The organism is Falsibacillus pallidus, assembly GCF_050990905.1.
GTDB lineage: Bacteria > Bacillota > Bacilli > Bacillales > DSM-25281 > Falsibacillus > Falsibacillus pallidus_A.
Genome location: NZ_CP158866.1, coordinates 2,929,191 through 2,949,798, shown reverse-complemented (window position 1 = coordinate 2,949,798; position 20,608 = coordinate 2,929,191). Strand labels below are relative to the sequence as shown.

General features: G+C 42.0%; 20 protein-coding genes. 17 read left to right on the top strand and 3 right to left on the bottom strand.

The features are described from left to right. Window positions 1-6 precede the first annotated feature (6 nt). Window positions 7-1,371 carry a branched-chain amino acid transport system II carrier protein gene (gene brnQ, locus ABTV07_RS15515; protein ID WP_433743708.1) on the bottom strand — a complete coding sequence of 455 codons (1,365 nt, stop codon included), beginning with the start codon at window positions 1,369-1,371 and terminating at the stop codon, window positions 7-9. A 238-nt stretch (window positions 1,372-1,609) separates the two neighbouring features. Between brnQ and ABTV07_RS15510 the strand changes: the two genes are divergently transcribed. The 6 genes from ABTV07_RS15510 (at window position 1,610) to rarD (ending at window position 8,775) form a co-directional block, all read left to right on the top strand. Further along, window positions 1,610-2,761, top strand: coding sequence for a cysteine desulfurase family protein (locus tag ABTV07_RS15510; RefSeq protein WP_433743706.1), 1,152 nt, complete (start codon window positions 1,610-1,612; stop codon window positions 2,759-2,761). Further along, window positions 2,758-3,969 carry a tRNA uracil 4-sulfurtransferase ThiI gene (thiI, locus tag ABTV07_RS15505; RefSeq protein WP_433743703.1) on the top strand — a complete coding sequence of 404 codons (1,212 nt, stop codon included), beginning with the start codon at window positions 2,758-2,760 and terminating at the stop codon, window positions 3,967-3,969. Before ABTV07_RS15510 ends, thiI begins: the two co-directional genes overlap by 4 nt. A 93-nt stretch (window positions 3,970-4,062) precedes the next feature. Beyond that, window positions 4,063-4,263, top strand: coding sequence for a small, acid-soluble spore protein, alpha/beta type (locus ABTV07_RS15500; protein WP_433743700.1), 201 nt, complete (start codon window positions 4,063-4,065; stop codon window positions 4,261-4,263). Window positions 4,264-4,407: 144 nt separating this feature from the next. Continuing rightward, complete coding sequence (gene mbcS / locus ABTV07_RS15495; RefSeq protein WP_433743698.1) at window positions 4,408-5,991, top strand: acyl-CoA synthetase MbcS; 1,584 nt, start codon at window positions 4,408-4,410, stop codon at window positions 5,989-5,991. A gap of 116 nt (window positions 5,992-6,107) precedes the next feature. After that, entirely contained in the window at window positions 6,108-7,709 is a 1,602-nt protein-coding gene (locus tag ABTV07_RS15490; RefSeq protein ID WP_433743695.1) for an amidohydrolase, read from the top strand. Window positions 7,710-7,803: 94 nt separating this feature from the next. Beyond that, complete coding sequence (gene rarD / locus ABTV07_RS15485; protein WP_433743692.1) at window positions 7,804-8,775, top strand: EamA family transporter RarD; 972 nt, start codon at window positions 7,804-7,806, stop codon at window positions 8,773-8,775. Between the two features lie 41 nt (window positions 8,776-8,816). Here rarD and ABTV07_RS15480 read toward each other — a convergent pair whose 3' ends face one another. Then, the gene (locus tag ABTV07_RS15480) at window positions 8,817-9,617 is read right to left on the bottom strand and encodes an NAD kinase (RefSeq protein WP_433743689.1); all 801 of its coding nucleotides are present in this window, start codon (window positions 9,615-9,617) and stop codon (window positions 8,817-8,819) included. 153 nt (window positions 9,618-9,770) lie between these two features. Here ABTV07_RS15480 and sppA point away from each other — a divergent pair, with 153 nt between their 5' ends. The 9 genes from sppA to ABTV07_RS15435 all read left to right on the top strand — a co-directional run bounded on the left by sppA (window position 9,771) and on the right by ABTV07_RS15435 (window position 17,497). Then, window positions 9,771-10,793: a signal peptide peptidase SppA gene (gene sppA / locus ABTV07_RS15475; protein ID WP_433743686.1), complete on the top strand. Its 1,023-nt coding sequence runs from the start codon at window positions 9,771-9,773 to the stop codon at window positions 10,791-10,793. A 15-nt stretch (window positions 10,794-10,808) separates the two neighbouring features. After that, window positions 10,809-11,381 (top strand): RDD family protein, encoded by a 573-nt coding sequence (locus ABTV07_RS15470; RefSeq protein WP_433743684.1) that lies wholly within the window; start codon window positions 10,809-10,811, stop codon window positions 11,379-11,381. A 63-nt stretch (window positions 11,382-11,444) separates the two neighbouring features. Next, window positions 11,445-12,164: a DUF2953 domain-containing protein gene (locus tag ABTV07_RS15465; protein ID WP_433743681.1), complete on the top strand. Its 720-nt coding sequence runs from the start codon at window positions 11,445-11,447 to the stop codon at window positions 12,162-12,164. A gap of 15 nt (window positions 12,165-12,179) precedes the next feature. Then, window positions 12,180-12,665, top strand: coding sequence for a GerW family sporulation protein (gene ytfJ, locus ABTV07_RS15460; protein ID WP_433743678.1), 486 nt, complete (start codon window positions 12,180-12,182; stop codon window positions 12,663-12,665). 126 nt (window positions 12,666-12,791) lie between these two features. After that, entirely contained in the window at window positions 12,792-13,292 is a 501-nt protein-coding gene (gene tpx, locus ABTV07_RS15455; RefSeq protein ID WP_433743676.1) for a thiol peroxidase, read from the top strand. A gap of 111 nt (window positions 13,293-13,403) precedes the next feature. Then, a complete protein-coding gene (locus ABTV07_RS15450) occupies window positions 13,404-14,390 on the top strand; it encodes a class I SAM-dependent methyltransferase (protein ID WP_433743673.1) in 987 nt (328 codons plus the stop codon). Window positions 14,391-14,654: 264 nt separating this feature from the next. After that, window positions 14,655-15,842, top strand: a complete 1,188-nt coding sequence (locus tag ABTV07_RS15445) for an acetate kinase (RefSeq protein ID WP_433743670.1) — start codon at window positions 14,655-14,657, stop codon at window positions 15,840-15,842. A 303-nt stretch (window positions 15,843-16,145) separates the two neighbouring features. Further along, a complete protein-coding gene (locus ABTV07_RS15440) occupies window positions 16,146-16,985 on the top strand; it encodes an EcsC family protein (RefSeq protein WP_433743667.1) in 840 nt (279 codons plus the stop codon). Continuing rightward, window positions 16,982-17,497 (top strand): MogA/MoaB family molybdenum cofactor biosynthesis protein, encoded by a 516-nt coding sequence (locus ABTV07_RS15435; RefSeq protein ID WP_433743664.1) that lies wholly within the window; start codon window positions 16,982-16,984, stop codon window positions 17,495-17,497. The genes ABTV07_RS15440 and ABTV07_RS15435 overlap by 4 nt, the downstream gene beginning before the upstream one ends. 27 nt (window positions 17,498-17,524) lie before the next feature. On the opposite strand, the gene ABTV07_RS15430 is transcribed toward ABTV07_RS15435, so the two are convergent. After that, complete coding sequence (locus tag ABTV07_RS15430) at window positions 17,525-17,812, bottom strand: hypothetical protein (protein ID WP_433751293.1); 288 nt, start codon at window positions 17,810-17,812, stop codon at window positions 17,525-17,527. 198 nt (window positions 17,813-18,010) lie between these two features. Between ABTV07_RS15430 and ABTV07_RS15425 the strand changes: the two genes are divergently transcribed. Together ABTV07_RS15425 and argH are read left to right on the top strand one after the other, a co-directional pair. Next, entirely contained in the window at window positions 18,011-19,216 is a 1,206-nt protein-coding gene (locus ABTV07_RS15425; protein ID WP_433743662.1) for an argininosuccinate synthase, read from the top strand. Then, a complete protein-coding gene (gene argH / locus ABTV07_RS15420; RefSeq protein ID WP_433751290.1) occupies window positions 19,216-20,607 on the top strand; it encodes an argininosuccinate lyase in 1,392 nt (463 codons plus the stop codon). The genes ABTV07_RS15425 and argH overlap by 1 nt, the downstream gene beginning before the upstream one ends. Window position 20,608 lies beyond the last annotated feature (1 nt).

The following is a 20,608-nucleotide window of genomic DNA, read 5'->3' as shown; positions in this document are numbered from 1 at the left end:
CAGCCATCAGGCTGCTTTTTCTTTAGTAGTGGAATTCACAGCTGCATGAGCAGTGTGGCGTCTGGAAACCGCTATGATCAATCCCAGAACAGCTCCTGCTGCTGCAGGAACGATCCACCCTATCCCCTCATTGAAGAGAGGAAGGAAGGCAAGCTTTTCTGTGAAGAATGAAACATCAAGATTTGCTGTTTTCAATCCATCAATAATACTGATGATGCCAGTAGGGATTAAAGCCCCAACATAGACAGCCCTGTATCCTCTAAATTGATTATGGAAAAAGGATAAGATAATCATTACAATTGCCAATGGATAAATGATAATCAATACCGGGAGAGAAACATTGATCAACTGAGTCAATCCGATATTGGAAATCACCATGCTGAACAGCGATAAAATAATGACAAGCAGCTTATAGGACATTTTAGGAAATATTTTTGCAAAATACTTCGCACAAGATGAAACCAAGCCCACTGACGTAGTGATGCAGGCAAATGTAATTGCCAACCCAAGGATAAGCGTTCCAGCATCACCGTAAAGGTGCTTGGCCGCTGCAGACAATAATGCGCCGCCATTATCCTGTATTCCAATGGATTGAGTGCTAGTAGCCCCGATGTGTGCTAATGAAAGATAAACGAGAGCAAGTCCTGATGCAGCAATCAGGCCGGCATAGATGCATGTTTTTGCTACAGTGGATTTGTTGGTTATCCCTTTTTCTTTAATGGATGAAATCACTACTATACCAAATACTAATGCAGCAATAGTATCCATTGTTAAATATCCCTCGATGAATCCTTTGAAGAATGGTCCGTCCACATAGGGGCCTCTTGGCGCCAATGGTTGTCCCATTGGGGTAACGAAGCTTTTTATGACCAGAACGGCAAGGATGATAATCAAGGCAGGCGTCAAAAACTTCCCTATTCTATCCACAAGTTTAGATGGATTCATGGAAAGCCATGCAGTCAATGCGAAAAATACAATACTGTATATAAACAACGGAAGCCCGTTTGCATTTACATCTTCTGGGAGATATGGAAGGACGCCGATTTCAAATGAAACAGTGCCTGTTCGCGGAATGCCAAAGAATGGTCCAATTGCTAAGTACATAATGGCAGTGAATATCAATCCGTAAACCGGATGGACCCTGCTGGATAATGTTTGAAGATCTCCACCAGACTTCGCAATGGATATTACCCCTAATAACGGAAGGCCGACTCCAGTAATAAGGAAGCCGAATATCCCGTGCCAAACATGTCTACCGGCTTCTTGTCCAAGGAAAGGGGGGAAAATCATATTGCCTGCGCCTAGGAACAAGGCGAAAAGCATTAAGCCGATAGTAAATATTTCTCTTGATGATAACGCTTTCTTCTCCAAAGAAATCCCTCCCGAATATTGTCGAATTTTCTTTTGTTATGAGAGCAAATCCATAGTAACACAGGAATTATAAAAATTGTCGAAAATTTAAAAAGTCTAAATTTTCAGTATTTTAGTATAGTATTTTTCTTATTCCCGGATTAAAGGTCGTTTAAATGATCAGCTTCATTTTACTCACCAGATAGATATGGTAGTATTAAGAATTATCAGCGGCATTAATGAAGTGTAGGTGTTTATAATGATATATTTTGATAATAGTGCAACAACCAAACCTTATGAAGAAGTATTGGAATCTTTTATCAAAGTTTCCAGAGATTTTTACGGAAATCCATCTTCCTTGCATGGGTTTGGGGCAAAAGCCGATCAATTGCTGCAGCATGCACGAAAGCAGACGGCGGAAATTATGGGTGTGCACCCTTCTGAGATCTATTTCACTTCGGGAGGGACTGAAGGGAACAATTTGGCAATAAAGGGAGCTGCAGTTCAGCACGCTTCGAAGGGCCGGCATATCGTCACAAGCCAAATTGAACATCCCTCCGTCATAGAAGCTTGTGAAGAACTGGAGAAACAAGGTTTTTCTGTTGATTACCTTCCAGTAAAATCAGATGGATCTGTTGATATAGAAGATGTAAAAAGGGCAGTCAGAAATGAAACAATCCTCGTAAGCCTCATGCATGTGAATAATGAGGTGGGAACCATCCAGCCCATTAAGGAAATTGGAAAATGGCTTTCAAAACATTCACAGGCGCTATTTCATGTCGATTATGTGCAGGGATGCGGAAAAATCCCCCTTTCGTTTGAAGAAGGATTCATTGATTTATGTACGGTTTCCGGCCATAAAATCCATGGATTGAAAGGAACGGGCTTCCTTTATATAAAATCAGGCGTACAGATCACCCCCTTGTTTTCTGGAGGGAACCAAGAGTCGAAAATGAGAAGCGGCACAGAAAATACAGCAGGGATGGTCGCGTTTGCCAAAGCTTTAAGGATGACAGAAGAAAAAAGAAAAACTTCCATTAAGCATTTGTGGTATTTAAGGAATTATTTATATAATGAAATCCTCCAGATACAGGGTACTGTGATGAATACACCGATAGATGGTGCAGCACCGCATATCATCAATTTTTCCATCCCTGGTGTCAAAGGCGAGGTGCTGGTCCATGCACTTGAACAGGTTAATATTTTTGTATCCACTACAAGTGCCTGTTCTTCGAGGCAAAAAAAGACGAGCAGGACTTTGACTTCCATGGGGATCCCAAGGGAGCAGGCTGAAGGATCCATCCGTGTCAGCCTTTCATATGGTAATTCCGTTGCAGAAGCTGAACGCTTTGTGAGTGCAATGAGGAATATAGCAGAACAACTATCAAAGGTCATAAGGAGATCAAAATGAATTACGAAAGAATTTTAATCAGATATGGGGAAATTTCTACGAAGGGACGAAATCGCTACAAATTTGTCGATACATTAAAATCAAATATCAAAAGCGCATTGAACGACTATCCTAACGTTAAAATTGAAAGTACAAGAGACAGGATGTTCCTAGTGCTTAACGGTGCTCCTGCAGAAGAAGTCTGCAGCAAACTGGAAAAGATCTTTGGCATCCAATCATTCAGTCCCACGGTAAGGACAGGGTTGGATATTGAAGAGATAAAGGTTGCAGCATTAATATTGTTGAAAAAATTATTTCATGAAGGGCAGTCCTTCAAAGTTTCTTCCAGAAGATCAGACAAGACATTTCCATACGATACTAATGAGTTGAACCATGAGGTAGGCGGGCATTTGCTGAGGAATATCGATGGTTTAAAAGTCGATGTAAAAAAACCTGATATCAACCTGATTGTAGAAGTCAGGAAAGAAGGTGTTTTCCTCTCCAGCGAGGTTATTAAAGGGAATGGAGGAATGCCTGTCGGTTCGAGCGGGAAAGCCATGCTTATGCTGTCAGGGGGAATAGACAGCCCTGTAGCAGGATATTTGACCATGAAGCGCGGGGTTGAAATTGAAGCTGTCCATTTCCACAGTCCTCCATTTACAAGTGAACGTGCGAAACAAAAAGTATTGGATTTATCTAAGAAACTGGCCGCATTCAGCGGTCGTGTGAAAGTCCATATTGTGCCATTCACCGAAATTCAGCAGACAATTCATCAGCAGGTGCCGGAAAACTATACAATGACGTCAACCCGGCGCATGATGCTTAGGCTCTGTGATGAAATAAGAGAAAGCGGTAATGGACTTGCCATTGTAACAGGGGAAAGCCTTGGACAGGTTGCAAGCCAGACGCTTGAAAGTATGTTCGCCATCAATGATGTGACAAGCACGCCAATATTACGGCCGTTGATTTCAATGGACAAGCTGGAAATCATCGATATCGCTAAACAGATTGACACACATGAAATTTCCAATCTTCCTTATGAAGACTGCTGTACTATTTTTACACCATCTTCTCCAAAAACAAAGCCCAAAAAAGAGAAAGTCCAATACTATGAGAGCTTTGTCGATTTTGAGCCGCTCATCGCAGAGGCTTTGGGAAACACTGAAACGCTGATCATAGATGCATCTTCTGAAATAATGGAAAAAACCGAGATATCAGATTTATTTTAATCAATCGATAATTTAGGAACAATTACCAATTGAATCTCTTGCATTAAACCATGTGTTTTCGCACACCATATACTCACAAGGAGGTGAAAACACATGGCAAACAGAAGTTCAAATCAATTAGTAGCTGCTGGTTCTCAAGCTGCTATCGACCAAATGAAATACGAAATCGCGTCTGAATTCGGAGTACAACTTGGACCAGATGCAACTGCTCGCGCTAACGGATCTGTTGGTGGAGAAATCACTAAACGTCTAGTTCAAATGGCTGAACAACAATTAGGCGGATACCAAAAATAATAATAAATAAAAATGGCTACAGGAACGGGCTTCGGCCCGTTCTTTATTTTTGTTCATTTATATCATTACTAAATTATTTAAAATTTTTTAAAAATTTAGTATAATGAAATGGTACTATACCACTTGAACAAAGGGGAGAATGACATGAATCGAGCAGATTTAATAGCACCAGAAAAGTACAATATCATTCAAGAAGTAGAAAAATTCGCTAAAGACCCCAATAAGGCTGCGTTAAAATGGGAGAATGAAGCCGGTGAAAAGAAAGCGATTACATATCAGGAATTAATGAAAAATGTTAATAGAATCTGCAATGTGTTTGCAGGAAAGGGATTTGAAAAAGGGGATACCATCCTTGTCATGATCCCGAGGCTGATTGAAGCGTACCAGGTATACTTGGCAGCGTTGAAATCAGGGATGGTAGTCATTCCAAGCTCTGAAATGCTGAAGACAAAAGATTTGAAATATCGGATAACACATGGTGATGTTAAGGGGATTGCCGCTTATTATCCATATGCAGCTGAATTCGATGACGTTGATGAAGCAAAGCACTTAAAGAAGTTCAGCATTGGGCAGCATCATGATGGATGGGATTTCCTGGATTCCTTAATGGAAACAGAATCAACTGATTTCGCTGCAGCTGACACTCACCGGGACGACATGGCGTTCTTATCTTATACATCTGGTACCACAGGGAATCCTAAGGGCGTGGTCCATACCCACGGCTGGGGCTTTGCCCATTTAAAAACGGCTGCCAAAGGCTGGCTCAGTATAGAAGAGGATGATATCGTCTGGGCTACTGCAGGTCCTGGGTGGCAAAAATGGATTTGGAGTCCATTCCTCTCTGTTATGGGCTCGGGTGCTACAGGCTTTGTCTATAATGGGAAGTTTGAGCCGCAGAAATATCTGCAGCTGCTTGAACGCTATCAAGTGAATGTTCTGTGCTGTACGCCTACTGAATATCGTTTGATGGCAAAAGTGAACGATCTTGCGCAGTACAACCTTTCCAATCTTCATAGTGCTGTTTCTGCAGGGGAGCCATTGAACCGGGAAGTCATCGATACATTCAAGAAGCATTTTGATATCGAGGTGCGGGATGGTTATGGACAGACTGAGAATACACTCCTTGTCGGCATCATGAAAGGAATGGAATTGAAGCCGGGATCAATGGGAAAACCGACCCCTGGAAACCGGGTCGACATCATCAATGAAGATGGTGAGCCATGTGGTATAGGAGAAGTTGGCGACATCGCTGTTCATGTTGAAACACCTGCATTATTCAAGAATTATTATAAAGATCCTGAAAGAACGGCAATGCAATTCAGGGGAGATTACTATATAACAGGAGATAAAGCGAAGAAAGATGAAGAAGGCTATTTCTGGTTTGAAGGCAGGGGGGATGATATCATCATCAGCTCCGGGTATACAATCGGGCCATTTGAAGTAGAGGATGCACTTGTAAAACATCCATACGTAAAAGAATGTGCCGTCGTATCAAGTCCTGATGAAATCAGGGGCCATATTGTCAAAGCGTTCGTGGTCCTTCAGGATGGCGTTGATTCACAGGATCCTTCACTTATCAAACTTCTGCAGGAACATGTAAAAGAATTGACGGCACCATATAAATATCCGCGCAGCATTGAATTTATCAAGGAACTGCCAAAGACGACTTCCGGAAAAATCCGCCGCATCGAATTGAGGAAGCAGGAAGAAGATGCTTTGAAAAAATAAAATAATTCTGTAAACTAGAAACAGGCAGTGTAAACTGTCTGTTTCAATTTGTAGAAAACAAATAATTATTTCGTATTCAGATGTAGATATGTTTTCACCGGAAAGGGAGCGCTGTGATGGGAAAACTTATTTTTAATGGGACCGTTTATACAATGGCAGCAGAAGGAGAAACGGTTGAAGCGGTATATGTTGAACATGGCAAGATCATGGATATCGGAACTCTGGATTCTATTAAGGACAAATATGCCGGCCTGATTACCGATTTGATTGATCTCGACGGGTCCACAATGTATCCTGGCTTCACTGACAGCCATATGCATTTAATTGGACATGGTGAAACATTGATCCGTCTCGACCTTTCTGAAATGTCATCGAAAGAGGAAGTATATGATGCCCTTCAGAAAAGATCGGTGATGCTCGATCCCGGTGAATGGATCATAGGGGAAGGGTGGAATGAAAATCTTTGGGAGCCAAAAGAAACCCCCAATCGATTCGAGCTGGATGAATATATCCCTAACCATCCTGTATTGATAAAAAGAATTTGCAGGCATGCCGTATGTGTCAATTCCAAGGCATTGAAACTCGCTGCAATTGACGAAATGACAAATAATCCAGATGGTGGCATTATCGAAAGGGATGAACATGGCAGAATCAACGGGATTCTTAAAGACCAAGCACAGGATTTGATCTTTACGGTGATTCCTGAAGTAACAGAATCCTATTTGGAGCATGCAGTTCGTGCTGCGATTGATAGCTGTTGGAAATACGGCCTGGTTGGAGGACATACAGAAGATTTGAATTATTATGGGGGATACCAAAGGACAATAGATGCTTTCAGGAAAGTAATAGTGGAAGAAGGAAAAAGATTTAAGGCACACCTTCTTATTCATCATGAAGCTATTTCCGATTGGGCTAATGAGGATCGATCGGCCGTTCCACAGTCAGATTATATTGAATTTGGCTCTATGAAGATTTTTGCAGATGGTGCACTAGGGGGGAGGACGGCTTTGTTGAGTCATCCTTATGCAGATGATCCATCCACTAGGGGAGTAGCCATACATTCCCGGGAAGAATTAAGGAGCCTCGTCACAAAAGCAAGGGAGCATTCGCTGCCGGTTGCCGTCCATACCATCGGTGACTTAGCTTTTGAATCCGTGTTAGATGCGATCATGGAAAGTCCACCGCCCAAAGGGAAAAGAGACCGCCTCATTCATGCACAGATTTTAAGGGAGGAATTAATAGAGAAAGCAAAGGGGCTGCCCATCGTATTAGATATTCAGCCGAGATTCGTAGCTTCTGATTTTCCATGGGTAATCGATCGTATTGGCAAAAATCGAATGAAATATAATTATGCTTGGAAAACACTTTTAGATAACGGCATTCCATGCGCAGGGGGATCTGATGCACCGATAGAACCGGTCAACCCGCTGCTGGGAATATATGAGGCCGTTTCAAGGGTCTACCTCCATCAAAATGAACAGCATGTGTACAATCCGGAAGAGAAATTATCAGTCTTTGAAGCGATATCCCTTTTTACAAAAGGCAGTGCTTATGCTGCAAGCCATGAAGTGGACAGAGGGATGATTAAACCAGGATACGATGCTGATTTCACGGTGCTTGATAAAGACTTGTTCAGTATTCCAGAACAGGAGATTCCTCAAGCAAAAGCCATTATGACCATCATCGACGGAGAAATCGTCTACAATCATAATCAATAGAGAAAATGGGCCATCCTTTGGGTGGCTCATTTTACGTTTATCATTTTTTTCTTACATGAAAAAAACATTGTAGAAAAGAAAAGAAGTCCTTATAATGATATTATTTCGAGTTGCTAAACAAATGAACCCATCTGGAAGAAGGTATATCATTATGGATAACAATCAGCAAAGAGGAATGTTTTATGCAGCTTTCTCCTATTTTATTTGGGGCATCCTGCCGATTTATTGGAAATGGCTCAGCCAAGTCCCATCTGATGAAATTCTGGCCAACAGGGTATTTTGGTCCTTTTGGTTCATGATCATCTTATTATTAGCTTCTAAGAAATCAGGTGCATTTTCCCGTACTTTAAAAGAAATGAAGGCTAAGACAAAGCTTGCGCTGACTGCTGCTTCCCTATTAATCAGTGCGAACTGGTTTGTCTACATTTGGGCAGTAAATTCCAATCACATGGTTGAAGCAAGCCTGGGCTACTATATCAATCCTTTGGTCAGTGTACTATTAGGTGTGTTTATTTTAAAGGAATCCCTTTCTCGGGCACAAGCAGTTTCATTTGTTTTAGCTGCTGTCGGGGTATTGGTTCTCACTATTTCGTATGGACAATTTCCATGGATTTCGTTTACGCTTGCCTTTTCATTCGGACTTTATGGCCTTGCAAAAAAATTGATTAAGGTGGATTCTGCTATTGGACTTACGCTGGAGACAATGGTGGTGGCCCCTATTGCTTTTGCCTATATGATATATTTGATGGCGATAGGCAAGGAATCGCTTTTTCATGTTTCAGCATCAACAGATTTCCTTTTGATCGGGGCAGGTGCAGCGACCGCTATTCCGCTTCTGTTCTTCGCAAAAGGAGCTCAGCAAATCCCGCTCTATATGCTGGGATTCCTGCAATACATTGCTCCGACATTGACTCTTCTGCTCGGTATATTTGTCTATAAAGAGCCGTTTACGGGAATTGATTTTATTTCCTTTTTCTTTATTTGGAGCGCACTTCTAATTTTTACAGTCTCTAGGACAAAATGGTATACGAATCGCACTGTCAAACTGCAGAAAAAGAGTGCATGAAAAAGAGGATGGGTTTTCTGCCCATCCTCTTTTGGCGTTTTTTATAAAAAAGATCTTTTGACTTTTTCCCAGAATGAGTTGTCTTTCAGTTTTACGGTTTTGATTTTGTTTCCGCTTAGTACTGCTTGTACGGTTTTGACGTTTTGGATGCTTAGGGCTTCGTTATCGATGCCCATGGTTGGATGGCTGTTTCCATGCTGGACGACAGATAATGTCAAGGTCCTTTCACCGCTCAAGATAAAGGATGAGCCAAGCGTCCGGTAGCGGTTATTATTAAGGGAGGCAAGTTCGCTGACTTGTATGCAAGGAAGCATTGGATCAACCACAGCCCCATTGACCGATTTATTGTAAGCTGTGCTTCCTGTTGGAGTAGCCAGAATCATGCCGTCTCCCCTGAATGTTTCAAAATGGATATCATCAATGAAAACATCCATGACAAATGTCTTGATGATGCCTGATCGGATGCTGAATTCATTCAGGCATTCGAAAGAAACGCCTTCATCGATGGTAATTTTGATGGTCGGATAGCGTCTGATTTCAATTTGTTCTTTTGTCATTGCATCAATCATTTTAGAGGTTTCATTAATATGAAAATCACAGTACATACTCAATGTGCCAGTGGTGGAAATACCGGCATAGAGGGCATCCTGGCGAAATCCTGTCTTTCTGACTGCCTGCAGGAATGTGCCGTCTCCTCCTACGCTGACAATGATATTGGCATCTTTTGATTCTTTTACGATTGAAAAACCATACCTTTGTGCCAAATCATAGAGAGGTTCTGCTTTTTCAAGCATATCTGCATCCTGGTGATGAAAAAAATAAAGATTTCTCCGGTCTGTCATGATTGATGTGCCTCCTGCTATGAATTATTTTCTTCCTTCCCTATTTTCAAGAGATTTTGCTAAAATATTCAATATGGTTTAGTTTAACATGTTTTTGAAACATTTTGAAAGAATGGTACGTAAACGTATAGACCACAAAAGGAGGGTAATGAAATGAATAAAAAGAGATGGGGAGCTTTGGCCATCGCAGCAGCCCTATTCATCGTATCCATCATTGTCAATTTTGCCAGTATGGCTTTGACAACGGATTGGACTAAAGGTTTTGAGGATATGTTTGCCACAGATCAGGCATTTTCAGAAGACATCATCCATGACGGCGACGAATCGAAAAAAATTGTTGTCCTTCATGTGGACGGCGTTATCCAGGATACAGGGGATGCCAGTTCATTCCTGCAGAGCAGCGGCTATAACCATAAAGAATTCATGGATCAGCTCAACCAGGTAAAGGATGATGATTCCGTGAAGGGTGCCATCATCCGGATCAACTCACCGGGCGGAGGCGTAATGGAATCAGCTGAGATACACGACAAAATTGTTGAAATTCAAAAAGAAACGAAAAAACCGATTTATGTTTCAATGGGATCAATGGCTGCATCCGGAGGCTATTACATATCCACCCCTGCTGATAAAATCTTTGCCAGCCCTGAAACATTGACCGGGTCTCTCGGGGTCATTATGGAGGGTGTGAACTACGGAGAACTTGCCAAGAAATACGGAGTCAATTTTGTGACCATCAAAAGCGGTCCATATAAAGATATCATGAGTCCGACTAGACCGATGACAGAAAAGGAAAAAGAAATACTTCAAACGATGATCAACCATTCCTATGATGGTTTTGTCAATGTCATATCAAAAGGAAGAGACATCCCTGAAGAAAAAGTAAGGGAAATCGCCGATGGGCGCATTTATGATGGAAGACAGGCAAAAGAATTGCATTTAATAGATGAATTCGGCTACTTGGAAGATACGATTGCCGCGATGAAGAAAAATGAAAAGCTGAAAGGTGCGGAAGTGGTGAGCTATGGAACCAATATGGGAATTAACTCATTGCTTGGTATGAGTGCACAAAAGATTCTCGGACCTAAGGTTTTCGGCGACAATCTTGAAATGAATGGGTTAATGAACGTTCTTTCCCAGCCAAACGCACCGAAATTAATGTACTTATATTCGAAATAGGAAGGAGGGTGCAAGATGAGTGAGTTCGATCACACAAAAACCGATGAAGATCCAGAAAGCTTCTCTATGAAAGAGGAGCCCTCCTCCTTTTCCGAATCAGAATTTCAGTCATTGGAAAAGGCAGCAAGACGTGAAGAGGCAGCAAGATCCTTTGCAGCAGCCGGATTCTGGATGAGGTTCTGGGCTTACTTATTGGACTTGATCGTCATTGGCAGCATCGACAGGCTTTTGATCAAGCCAGTTTTCCGCCTGCTGGATATTCCGCTTCATGAAACAAGCATGTTTGCTCCCATCTCCATTCTTTTCGCGATCGTCTTTTATGGCTATTTTGTATTGATGACCAAATATTTCGGAGCCACGATCGGCAAAATGGTGTTCGGATTAAGAGTAATCTCTTTTAAACGTGAACGATTAACCTGGGGGACCGTCCTTTTTAGAGAATGGATTGGACGGTATATTTCAGCAACTGTCGCCATCCTCTACATCCTTGTGGCGTTCATGCCAAAGAAGCAGGGGCTTCATGATGTATTCGCAGACACAACCGTGATCCACGAAAGAAGACTGGAAACTGAACGCTTCAGCCAATAATGAAAAAATAAACCTGTCCTATTCCGGACAGGTTTATTTTTTTAAGGAATAGGCGATAATGGGATGCTGAAAGGTCGTGTGTACATGTATATCGCAGCCATCATCATTGGCATTATCATTCTATTTTTCTTACTTATATGGTTCACCAGTCTATCCATTAATTTAGATTTATATCATGGCCAGGATAACGACCATTTTCAAATTCAATTCAAGATATGGTTTGGACTCATAAGGTATAAGGTTGATATCCCAATGGTACAGATCGATAAGGATCAGCCGGATATTGTATTGAAGCAAGAAGTGAAAAAGGGAAAAAAGGATAAAGTGAAAAAAGCATCAAAGAAGCGCATCCGGCCAACTGATATCCTTAACAGTTTTCAAGATACAACTGAGCTGATCCGTCATGTCTACGGAACTCACGTCATCGTGAACAAATTCCTCGCAAAGATTAAAGTCAGAAATCTGCAATGGCATACATTGATTGGATTGAAGGATGCAGCAGCCACGGGGATTTTGGCAGGGGCAGCATGGACATTAAAATCGACTGCCATTACATTCATCAGCACTCATTGCCGCTTGATGGATCCTCCAGTAATAGAAGTGATTCCTTCCTTTAATCGCCCGATTTCTCAAATCTCATTTAAATGTATGTTTCGCTTCAGGATTGGACATGCTATATTCGCAGGTTTGAAATTGATAAAGTACTGGAATGGCGGCAAGCCACAATTTAAGACAAAGCCTTTATCTATTTTGTCTGAAGAAAAAAACAAGCATTCCCTATAGATAAGGAGGATTCATATGTCAGAACATCCAATTCAAGGCCTCATGACTACTGCAATGGAAAGTCTGAAAGAAATGATTGATGTCAATACCATTATCGGCGATCCAGTTGAAACTCCGGATGGCAGTGTGATTCTAACTGTATCAAAAGTAGGTTTTGGCTTCGCAGCCGGTGGAAGCGAGTTTAATATGAATGGCAAAAGCGGTCAGTCCGGTTCAAACGGAACTGGCGGAGGACAGGGGCAGCAATCAGGTCCTAAACATCCATTCGGCGGAGGAAGCGGAGGCGGGGTTTCCATTACACCGATTGCCTTCTTGATCGTCAATTCCCATGGTGTCAAAATGCTCCATTTGGATGAAAGCACTCATTTGCTGGAAAAAATTCTGGATGTTGCACCAGCGGCAGTAGAAAAAATCCAAAATATGCTGAAGAAAAACGATAAAAAAGATTCTGCTTCCCACAATGGCCAGCACTATGGACAGAAACAGGATTTAGATCTATAAAAGCGGAGGTTGACTTCTTAACAGGAAGTTGACCTTTTTTTTGAGAGAACGAGTGTGAATAAATTGCATAAGCACGATATTGTTCAGTATGATAGAGATGTATTGATTACATAAGGAGGTAATGGAATGGCTTCTATTACATTTAAACAAAATCCGGTAACTTTGTTAGGGAATGAAGTGAAAGTAGGGGATAAAGCCCCTGATTTCAAAGTGCTTGCAAATGATTTATCCGAGGTCACTTTGGCAGACTCTAAGGGCAGCGTCCGAATCATAAGCGTCGTACCATCCATCGATACTGGCGTCTGTGATGCACAGACAAGAAGATTCAATGAAGAAGCTTCTAAGTTGGGAAATGTAAAAGTGTTGACGATTTCCGTTGATCTTCCTTTTGCTCAAAAACGCTGGTGTGCAGCGAATGGAATCGAGAATGTCCAAACTTTATCCGATCATCGCGATCTTTCCTTCGGAGAAGCTTATGGCGTACACATCAAGGAACTAAGATTGCTTGCCCGCGCTGTATTTGTCGTTGACAGCAGCGATGAAGTCACTTATGTGGAATATGTTAGTGAAGCAACCGATCATCCTGATTATGAAGGTGCCATCGAAGCAGCAAAAGCAGCAAACTAATGATTGATTCTTGAATGGAAGGGCTGGCTTTAGAGCTGGCCCTTTCCTTGTTCATGTCCTGAAACCAATGTAATATGTAAACATAAAATGATTTTCAAGAGGAGTGTTGAAATGATAACCTCTCCAGTCGAATCACTATTTCAAGTATTCAACGAAACAGCTGAATTATTAGCAGAGGAATTATCTTGTACATATTTAGAAGCACTGGCGGAAACCGGTGAGAATATCTTCCACGGCACGATTCTTCAAGAGGAAGTCAGTGAACTTGGAGAGAAAAGGCTCAAAAAGCTTTACAGCAGCATCCATATCGAGGGCTTTGGCAAAGAAGACATCCGAAAAGCCTATCAGCTGGCGATCATCAAGGGCATGCGTGAAGCATCCCAGTCAAACCATCAAATGACCCCTGACTCCATTGGGCTATTCTTAAGCTACTTGATCGGAAAATTCATGAACGGGAAGAAGGAGTTTTCTCTGCTTGATCCAGCTGTAGGAACAGGGAACCTGCAATTCACGATCATGAATCAGCTGCATGATAAAACGATTCAATCCTTTGGAGTGGATGTGGATGATGTCCTCATACGCCTGGCATTCTCAGGAGCCAATCTAATCAGACAGCCATTGGAGCTGTTCAATCAAGATGCATTAGAGCCGCTTTTCATCGATCCTGTCGATTGTGTGGTCTGCGATCTGCCGGTTGGCTTTTATCCAAACGATGTCAGGGCCATGGAGTATAAGCTGAAAGCAGATAAAGGACATTCCTATGCCCACCATCTGTTTATTGAGCAGAGTGTCATCCATGCAAAAGAGGGTGCTTATCTCTTTTTCCTCGTGCCAAACGGCCTCTTTGAATCAGAGGAAGCACCGAAGCTCAGGGAGTACATCAAAGATAATGTCTATATCCAGGGCTTGGTCCAGCTGCCGATGTCCCTCTTCAAAAATGAAGCGGCAGCCAAAAGCATTTTCATCCTTCAGAAAAAAGGAGAAGAAATTAAAGCTCCTAAGCAAGGTCTAATGGCAAAACTTCCAAAACTCTCAAATCAAAAAGCGATGGAAGATATCTTTGGAAAAATTGATGAGTGGTTTCAGGAAAATAAGTAACCCCAACACAAAAACAGCCTTTCTGTCTGCAGAAGGCTGTTTTTTATATAGAATAGGGAAATGCTATTCGAATTTTTCCGAAAATATTTAATTTAACATGAAAACGAATACATTTCAACCTTTTTCTTGAAATAGCCATTGGACAGTGTTTTAATGAGGAATTGTAAGATATATTCATCCGTAAATGAACAAACTAACATGTATTCATTTCATTGACAAAGAATTTATATAAACACTTTTATACGTAGAAGGAGCGAATAACAAATGGCAAAAATGATTGCAATCAACGCTGGAAGCTCTTCTCTGAAGTTTCAGTTATTTGAGATGCCTGAAGAAACAGTTATCACAAAAGGATTAATCGAAAGAATCGGATTAAAAGATTCTGTATTCAATATTACAGTGAATGGTGAAAAAGTAACAGAAATCACGGATATCCCTGATCATGATGTGGCAGTAAAAATGCTATTGAGCAAGCTCACTGATCTTGGCATCATCAATTCCCTTGATGAAATCGAAGGAATCGGACATCGTGTCGTTCATGGAGGAGAAGTCTTCAATGATTCCGTCCTCATCACAGATGAAGTCATGGACCAAATAAGCAATCTATCTGACCTCGCTCCGTTGCACAACCCTGCTAATATTACAGGGATTAAGGCATTCCAGAGCGTACTTCCTAACGTACCGGCAGTAGCGGTATTCGATACTGCGTTCCATCAAACGATGCCAGAAAGCTCTTTCCTATACAGCTTGCCTTACGAATACTATGAAAAGTTTGGAATCCGCAAATATGGTTTCCATGGAACATCCCATAAATATGTTTCTCAGCGTGCTGCAGAAATGCTCGGACGTCCGGAAGAACATCTTCGCCTTATTTCCTGCCACTTAGGAAACGGCGCCAGCATCGCAGCAATCGAAGGCGGGAAATCCATCGATACATCAATGGGCTTCACACCGCTTGCAGGTGTAACAATGGGTACTCGTTCAGGCAACATCGATCCTGCCTTGATTCCATATATCATGGAGAAAACAGAACTTACGGCAGAAGAGGTTCTTGATGTCCTGAATAAAAAATCAGGTATGCTTGGTGTGTCCGGTTTCTCAAGCGACCTGCGCGATATCGAGCAGGAAGCTGAAAAAGGAAACGAACGTGCGGAACTTGCACTGGAAGTATTTGCGAACCGCATCCACAAATATATCGGATCTTATGCATCACGCATGAACGGAATCGATGCAATCATCTTCACAGCCGGAATCGGTGAAAACAGCCAAAGCATCCGTGAGAAAGTCCTTCGCGGATTGGAATTCATGGGTGTCTATTGGGATCCAGCTTTGAACAAAACACGCGGACAAGAGGCGTTCATCAACTACCCTCACTCCCCGGTAAAAGTAATGGTCATCCCGACAAACGAAGAAGTCATGATTGCGCGTGACATTTTAAGATTAGCAAAATAATGATATAAAAAGGCTGACTCCAAAGGTTGTTGAAAAACAATCCTATGGGTCAGCTTTTATTATGGATGAAATAAAAAAATCATTGAGAACAGAAATTTTAGTGATTGAGAGGGAATCTGCGAGACTCCGGCGGAAAAACGGGCGGGCGAGACCCCACAGCGAAGCGAGGAGGCTCGCAGGTTCGTCCGCGGAAAGCGAGTTGATGCCCTCTCAATCTTTTTCTACTATCCATCTTATTGCAAATGGAAGCATTCAATATGTTATACTTTTCTTACAATTCAACCTCAGTAAGGTGGGAAGTATATGGCTTGGACAAAGACTGATAAAAGATATTGGGAAGAAATACTGGCATTTGAGGAAACTCTTTATAAATATGAACCGAATGACTTAGAGAAGACCTATGTAAAATGGATAGATCAAGGTTTTTCAATGCTGCCGGAGAATCTTCAGGAGCAATTTTTTGAAAAGCTGGACTCCTGGCTCTTTCATCTTCATTCCCTGCTGCAGGGCTCACAGATTCAAAACGATGCGAGGGAGAGAATCCTGGGGACTGCACGCATATTTGATGACGATATACAAACCATCTCGGATTTGAAAAAGCTGAACATAGATAAGCTCCATTACATAGCTGAGCAGCATGCAGCAAGGCACAGGGTCTATTCTTTAATACAAGGTGGAATTGCCGGAACGGGAGGTCCCATCGCAATCGGAACGGATTTTCTTGCTTTGGCCGTCATGAATTTACGGGCAGTGCAGCTGACAGGAATGTCCTATGGATATGATGTGCAGACGCCGTTTGAAATGATGTCCTCTTTAAAGGTTTTCCATGTAGCCACGCTCCCTGCGAGGATGAAAAGCCACGGATGGGAAGAATTGAAGGATCAGGCGAAGGAATCCTATGATTATTTCTACAGCGGTAATGAGCAGCTAACCAATAATACATGGCTGGATGAACCATTAAAGCAAGTGATAAAAGCAATGTTCATACAGTTGTTCAGAAAGCGTTTGATTTCAGGTCTTCCTTTCATTTCCATGGCCATTGGGGCATCTGTCAATTATCAAGTTATGAGGAAAGTAACAACCTTTTCTGAAAAATACTATCAGTTCCGCTATTTGACGGATAAAGAAGGAAGAATATTATGAGTGTAAATTCTCATAAAGAAAATGCACCTTCTTCCGTACGGGTTTCCATCATCACAGTAAGCGACACTAGGACTCTTGAGACAGATAAAAGCGGTGCGCTGATGGAGGCGCTATTATCGGAGAATGGACATGAAGTGTTTTCGAGAAATATCGTGAAAGATGAAGAAAATGAAATACGCGGCGCATTTTTATCAAAAATAGAGGAAGAGGATGTCCAGGCAGTCCTCATTAATGGAGGGACAGGACTGGCCAGAAGGGATGTAACGATTGAAACCATTTCTTCTTTTTTTGAGAAGGAAATAACAGGTTTCGGTGAACTCTTCCGGATGCTCAGCTACCAGGAGGATATTGGGCCAGCTGCAATGCTCTCCCGTGCTACAGGGGGGACGAAGGATGGGAAAGCGGTATTCATCACACCAGGTTCAACAGGAGCAGTCCGGCTTGCGATGGAAAAGCTTATCCTTCCAGAACTGTCTCATATCGTATTTGAATTGAATAAAGACAGCAAATAAAAAAAGCAGCCTGTGCTGCTTTTTTGTTTATGGTGAAACTCTATATAGCAGCCATAAATCATTTACGATGGATGCCAATTCTGCAATTTGGGCATTTAGCCTACAAGATTCTTCGAAGTCTTCTTCAAAAGATAATTCCGTTTGGAGCTTCTCCATCATCCGGTCAAGCTCTTGGATGCGATCTGGGATTGTCCCCCTGATTTTTTCCCACTTCAGCCAAAAATCTTCCAATTCCTTCTCGCTTATTGAATCAAAATCCACATATTCGCCAGGAACAGAAATTCCAAGACGCTTATCAAATACTAGGTAGTCCATTTCCATTCCCACCTTCCTCCTTCTATTTTACAGCATAACCATGCTCAGGGTGCAGCAAATGAGCCTCAAAGGGATTAATTATACAAATCCATGAATAAGTATTGAATGATTAGAAAAATGGTGTTAGTATATCAGGTATTAAAAGTAATATTTAATCAAAGGAATGTATAATTATACTTATTGTAGGAGCTGGTATATATGAGTGAAAAAGTTGTATTGGCCTATTCTGGCGGATTGGATACTTCTGTTGCCATCAAATGGCTTAAGGAGCAAGGATATTCTGTCATAGCATGCTGCCTGGATGTAGGCGAAGGCAAAGACCTGGAATTCATCAAAGACAAAGCATTGAAAATCGGTGCCGAGAAGAGCTATATGATCGATGCAAAAGACGAATTCGCAGAAGAGTTTGCACTGACAGCCCTGCAATCCCATGCATTATACGAAGGGAAGTATCCATTGATTTCTGCCCTATCAAGACCATTGATCGCTAAGAAGCTTGTCGAGGTTGCAGAAAAGGAAGGCGCATCTGCTGTTGCCCACGGCTGCACCGGTAAAGGAAACGATCAAGTGCGATTTGAAGTATCGATCAAGGCATTGAATCCGGACCTGAATGTCCTTGCACCTGTTCGAGAATGGAGCTGGTCCCGTGAAGAAGAAATTGAGTATGCATCATCAAGAGGCATACCGGTCCCGATTAATTTGGACAATCCTTTCTCAATTGACCAGAACCTATGGGGAAGAAGCAATGAGTGCGGTGTATTGGAAGATCCTTGGGCTGCACCTCCTGAAGAGGCATATGAGCTGACACAAGCTCTAGAAAAGACGCCTGATCAGCCGGAAATCATCGAAATCGAGTTTGAAAAAGGTGTTCCAGTAGCACTTAACAATGAATCTCTCAGTTTGGCCAAATTGATTGCACAACTGAATACTCTAGCCGGCAAACATGGTGTTGGAAGAATCGATCATATCGAGAATCGATTGATAGGAATTAAATCAAGGGAAGTATACGAATGCCCTGCAGCAGCAACCCTTTTAAAAGCACATAAAGAACTTGAAGATATCACCCTAGTGAAGGAAGTTGCACATTTTAAACCGGTCATCGAACAAAAAATCACAGAGCTTATTTACAATGGATTATGGTTTTCTCCATTAATTCCGGCTCTAAAAGGATTTTTGGATGAAACACAAAAATACGTGACCGGGACCATACGCGTTAAGCTGTTCAAAGGGAATGCCATTGTGGAAGGGCGCAAATCCCCTTATTCCCTCTATAATGAAAAGCTTGCTACTTATACAAAAGAGGATGCCTTCAATCATGGATCTTCCGTTGGGTTTATTGAATTATGGGGTCTCCCGACGACTGTGCATAGTGCCATTCATCAAAAAGGGAAAGTGAATGCATGATGAAAAAGCTCTGGAACGGAAGATTTAAAGATTATGCAGCTGATTGGATTGAGGAGTTCGGAGCTTCCATTTCATTTGATCAGGAACTGGTAATGGAGGACCTCCAAGGAAGCATAGTTCATGTTGAAATGTTAAAAGAGTGCGGGATCATCTCAGAAGAAGATGCAGAGCTGATTACCGGTGGACTAAAATCGTTAAAAGCAAAAGCGGAGAAAAATGAACTTTTGTACGATGTATCCAGCGAAGACATCCATCTTAACTTAGAAAAAATGCTGATTGAGAAAATAGGTCCGGTTGGAGGAAAAGTCCATACCGGGAGAAGCAGGAATGATCAGGTAGCGACAGACATGCACCTGTATCTAAAAAAACAGGTGAAAGAAATCATAAATGAAATTGGAGATTTTCAGGAAGTGTTGATGGGGAAAGCGAGCGGGCATATTGAAACGATTGCACCAGGCTATACGCACCTCCAGAGAGCCCAGCCTATTTCTTTCGCCCACCATTTGATGGCTTATTTTTGGATGCTGCAGCGGGATAAGGAACGATATCAAGACAGCTTGAAGAGAATTGATTTGTCTCCATTAGGGGCAGGTGCATTGGCAGGGACAACATTTCCAATTGATCGTCAGATGACCGCTGAAAAACTGGGATTCAGCGATTTATATGAGAACAGTCTGGACGCAGTGAGCGATAGGGATTTTATCGTAGAATTCTTAAGCAATTCTTCTATACTCATCATGCATTTATCCAGATTTGCAGAAGAAGTGATTCTTTGGGCGAGCCAGGAATTCCAGTTCATAGAATTGCATGATTCTTATGCAACCGGAAGCAGCATCATGCCCCAGAAAAAAAACCCAGACATGGCAGAATTGATCAGGGGAAAAACAGGAAGGGTGTACGGCCATCTTATCGGTATGCTGACAATCCTTAAAGGCCTGCCCCTGGCTTACAACAAAGATATGCAGGAAGATAAGGAAGGGATGTTCGATACCGTCAAGACCATCAGGACATCATTGAAAGTTTTTACAGGAATGATAGAAACCATGAGTGTCAATGAGCAAAGGCTATCGGCTGCGGTGAGGAAAGACTTTTCCAATGCAACCGAGTTGGCTGATTATCTGGCAGCAAAGGGTATTCCATTTAGGGAAGCGCACGAAATCGTTGGGAAACTAGTCCTGAAATGCATTGGAGAGGGGAAATACTTGAGTGATGTAAAACTGGAAGAATTCAAGGAATCTTGCCCGCTCATAGAAGAAAGTATTTATAATATCCTAACTCCGGAACAAGCTGTCATGCGAAGAAATTCGTACGGAGGAACCGGATTTGAACAGATCAAACTACAATTGAAGCAGGCAGAGAAAGCTTTGAAAAAAGAGTGCGTTCCGCAATAAT

Excerpts from the sequence above, each read along its gene's own strand:
- ABTV07_RS15510 (WP_433743706.1), top strand. The coding sequence starts at position 1,610 with ATGATATATTTTGATAATAGTGCAACAACCAAACCTTATGAAGAAGTA.
- argH (WP_433751290.1), top strand. The coding sequence starts at position 19,216 with ATGAAAAAGCTCTGGAACGGAAGATTTAAAGATTATGCAGCTGATTGG.
- ABTV07_RS15490 (WP_433743695.1), top strand. The coding sequence starts at position 6,108 with ATGGGAAAACTTATTTTTAATGGGACCGTTTATACAATGGCAGCAGAA.
- ABTV07_RS15435 (WP_433743664.1), top strand. The coding sequence starts at position 16,982 with ATGAGTGTAAATTCTCATAAAGAAAATGCACCTTCTTCCGTACGGGTT.
- sppA (WP_433743686.1), top strand. The coding sequence starts at position 9,771 with ATGAATAAAAAGAGATGGGGAGCTTTGGCCATCGCAGCAGCCCTATTC.
- ABTV07_RS15450 (WP_433743673.1), top strand. The coding sequence starts at position 13,404 with ATGATAACCTCTCCAGTCGAATCACTATTTCAAGTATTCAACGAAACA.
- ABTV07_RS15445 (WP_433743670.1), top strand. The coding sequence starts at position 14,655 with ATGGCAAAAATGATTGCAATCAACGCTGGAAGCTCTTCTCTGAAGTTT.
- rarD (WP_433743692.1), top strand. The coding sequence starts at position 7,804 with ATGATATTATTTCGAGTTGCTAAACAAATGAACCCATCTGGAAGAAGG.
- thiI (WP_433743703.1), top strand. The coding sequence starts at position 2,758 with ATGAATTACGAAAGAATTTTAATCAGATATGGGGAAATTTCTACGAAG.
- ABTV07_RS15470 (WP_433743684.1), top strand. The coding sequence starts at position 10,809 with ATGAGTGAGTTCGATCACACAAAAACCGATGAAGATCCAGAAAGCTTC.
- mbcS (WP_433743698.1), top strand. The coding sequence starts at position 4,408 with ATGAATCGAGCAGATTTAATAGCACCAGAAAAGTACAATATCATTCAA.
- ABTV07_RS15440 (WP_433743667.1), top strand. The coding sequence starts at position 16,146 with ATGGCTTGGACAAAGACTGATAAAAGATATTGGGAAGAAATACTGGCA.
- ABTV07_RS15425 (WP_433743662.1), top strand. The coding sequence starts at position 18,011 with ATGAGTGAAAAAGTTGTATTGGCCTATTCTGGCGGATTGGATACTTCT.
- ABTV07_RS15430 (WP_433751293.1), bottom strand. The coding sequence starts at position 17,812 with ATGGACTACCTAGTATTTGATAAGCGTCTTGGAATTTCTGTTCCTGGC.
- ytfJ (WP_433743678.1), top strand. The coding sequence starts at position 12,180 with ATGTCAGAACATCCAATTCAAGGCCTCATGACTACTGCAATGGAAAGT.
- tpx (WP_433743676.1), top strand. The coding sequence starts at position 12,792 with ATGGCTTCTATTACATTTAAACAAAATCCGGTAACTTTGTTAGGGAAT.
- ABTV07_RS15500 (WP_433743700.1), top strand. The coding sequence starts at position 4,063 with ATGGCAAACAGAAGTTCAAATCAATTAGTAGCTGCTGGTTCTCAAGCT.
- ABTV07_RS15480 (WP_433743689.1), bottom strand. The coding sequence starts at position 9,617 with ATGACAGACCGGAGAAATCTTTATTTTTTTCATCACCAGGATGCAGAT.
- ABTV07_RS15465 (WP_433743681.1), top strand. The coding sequence starts at position 11,445 with ATGCTGAAAGGTCGTGTGTACATGTATATCGCAGCCATCATCATTGGC.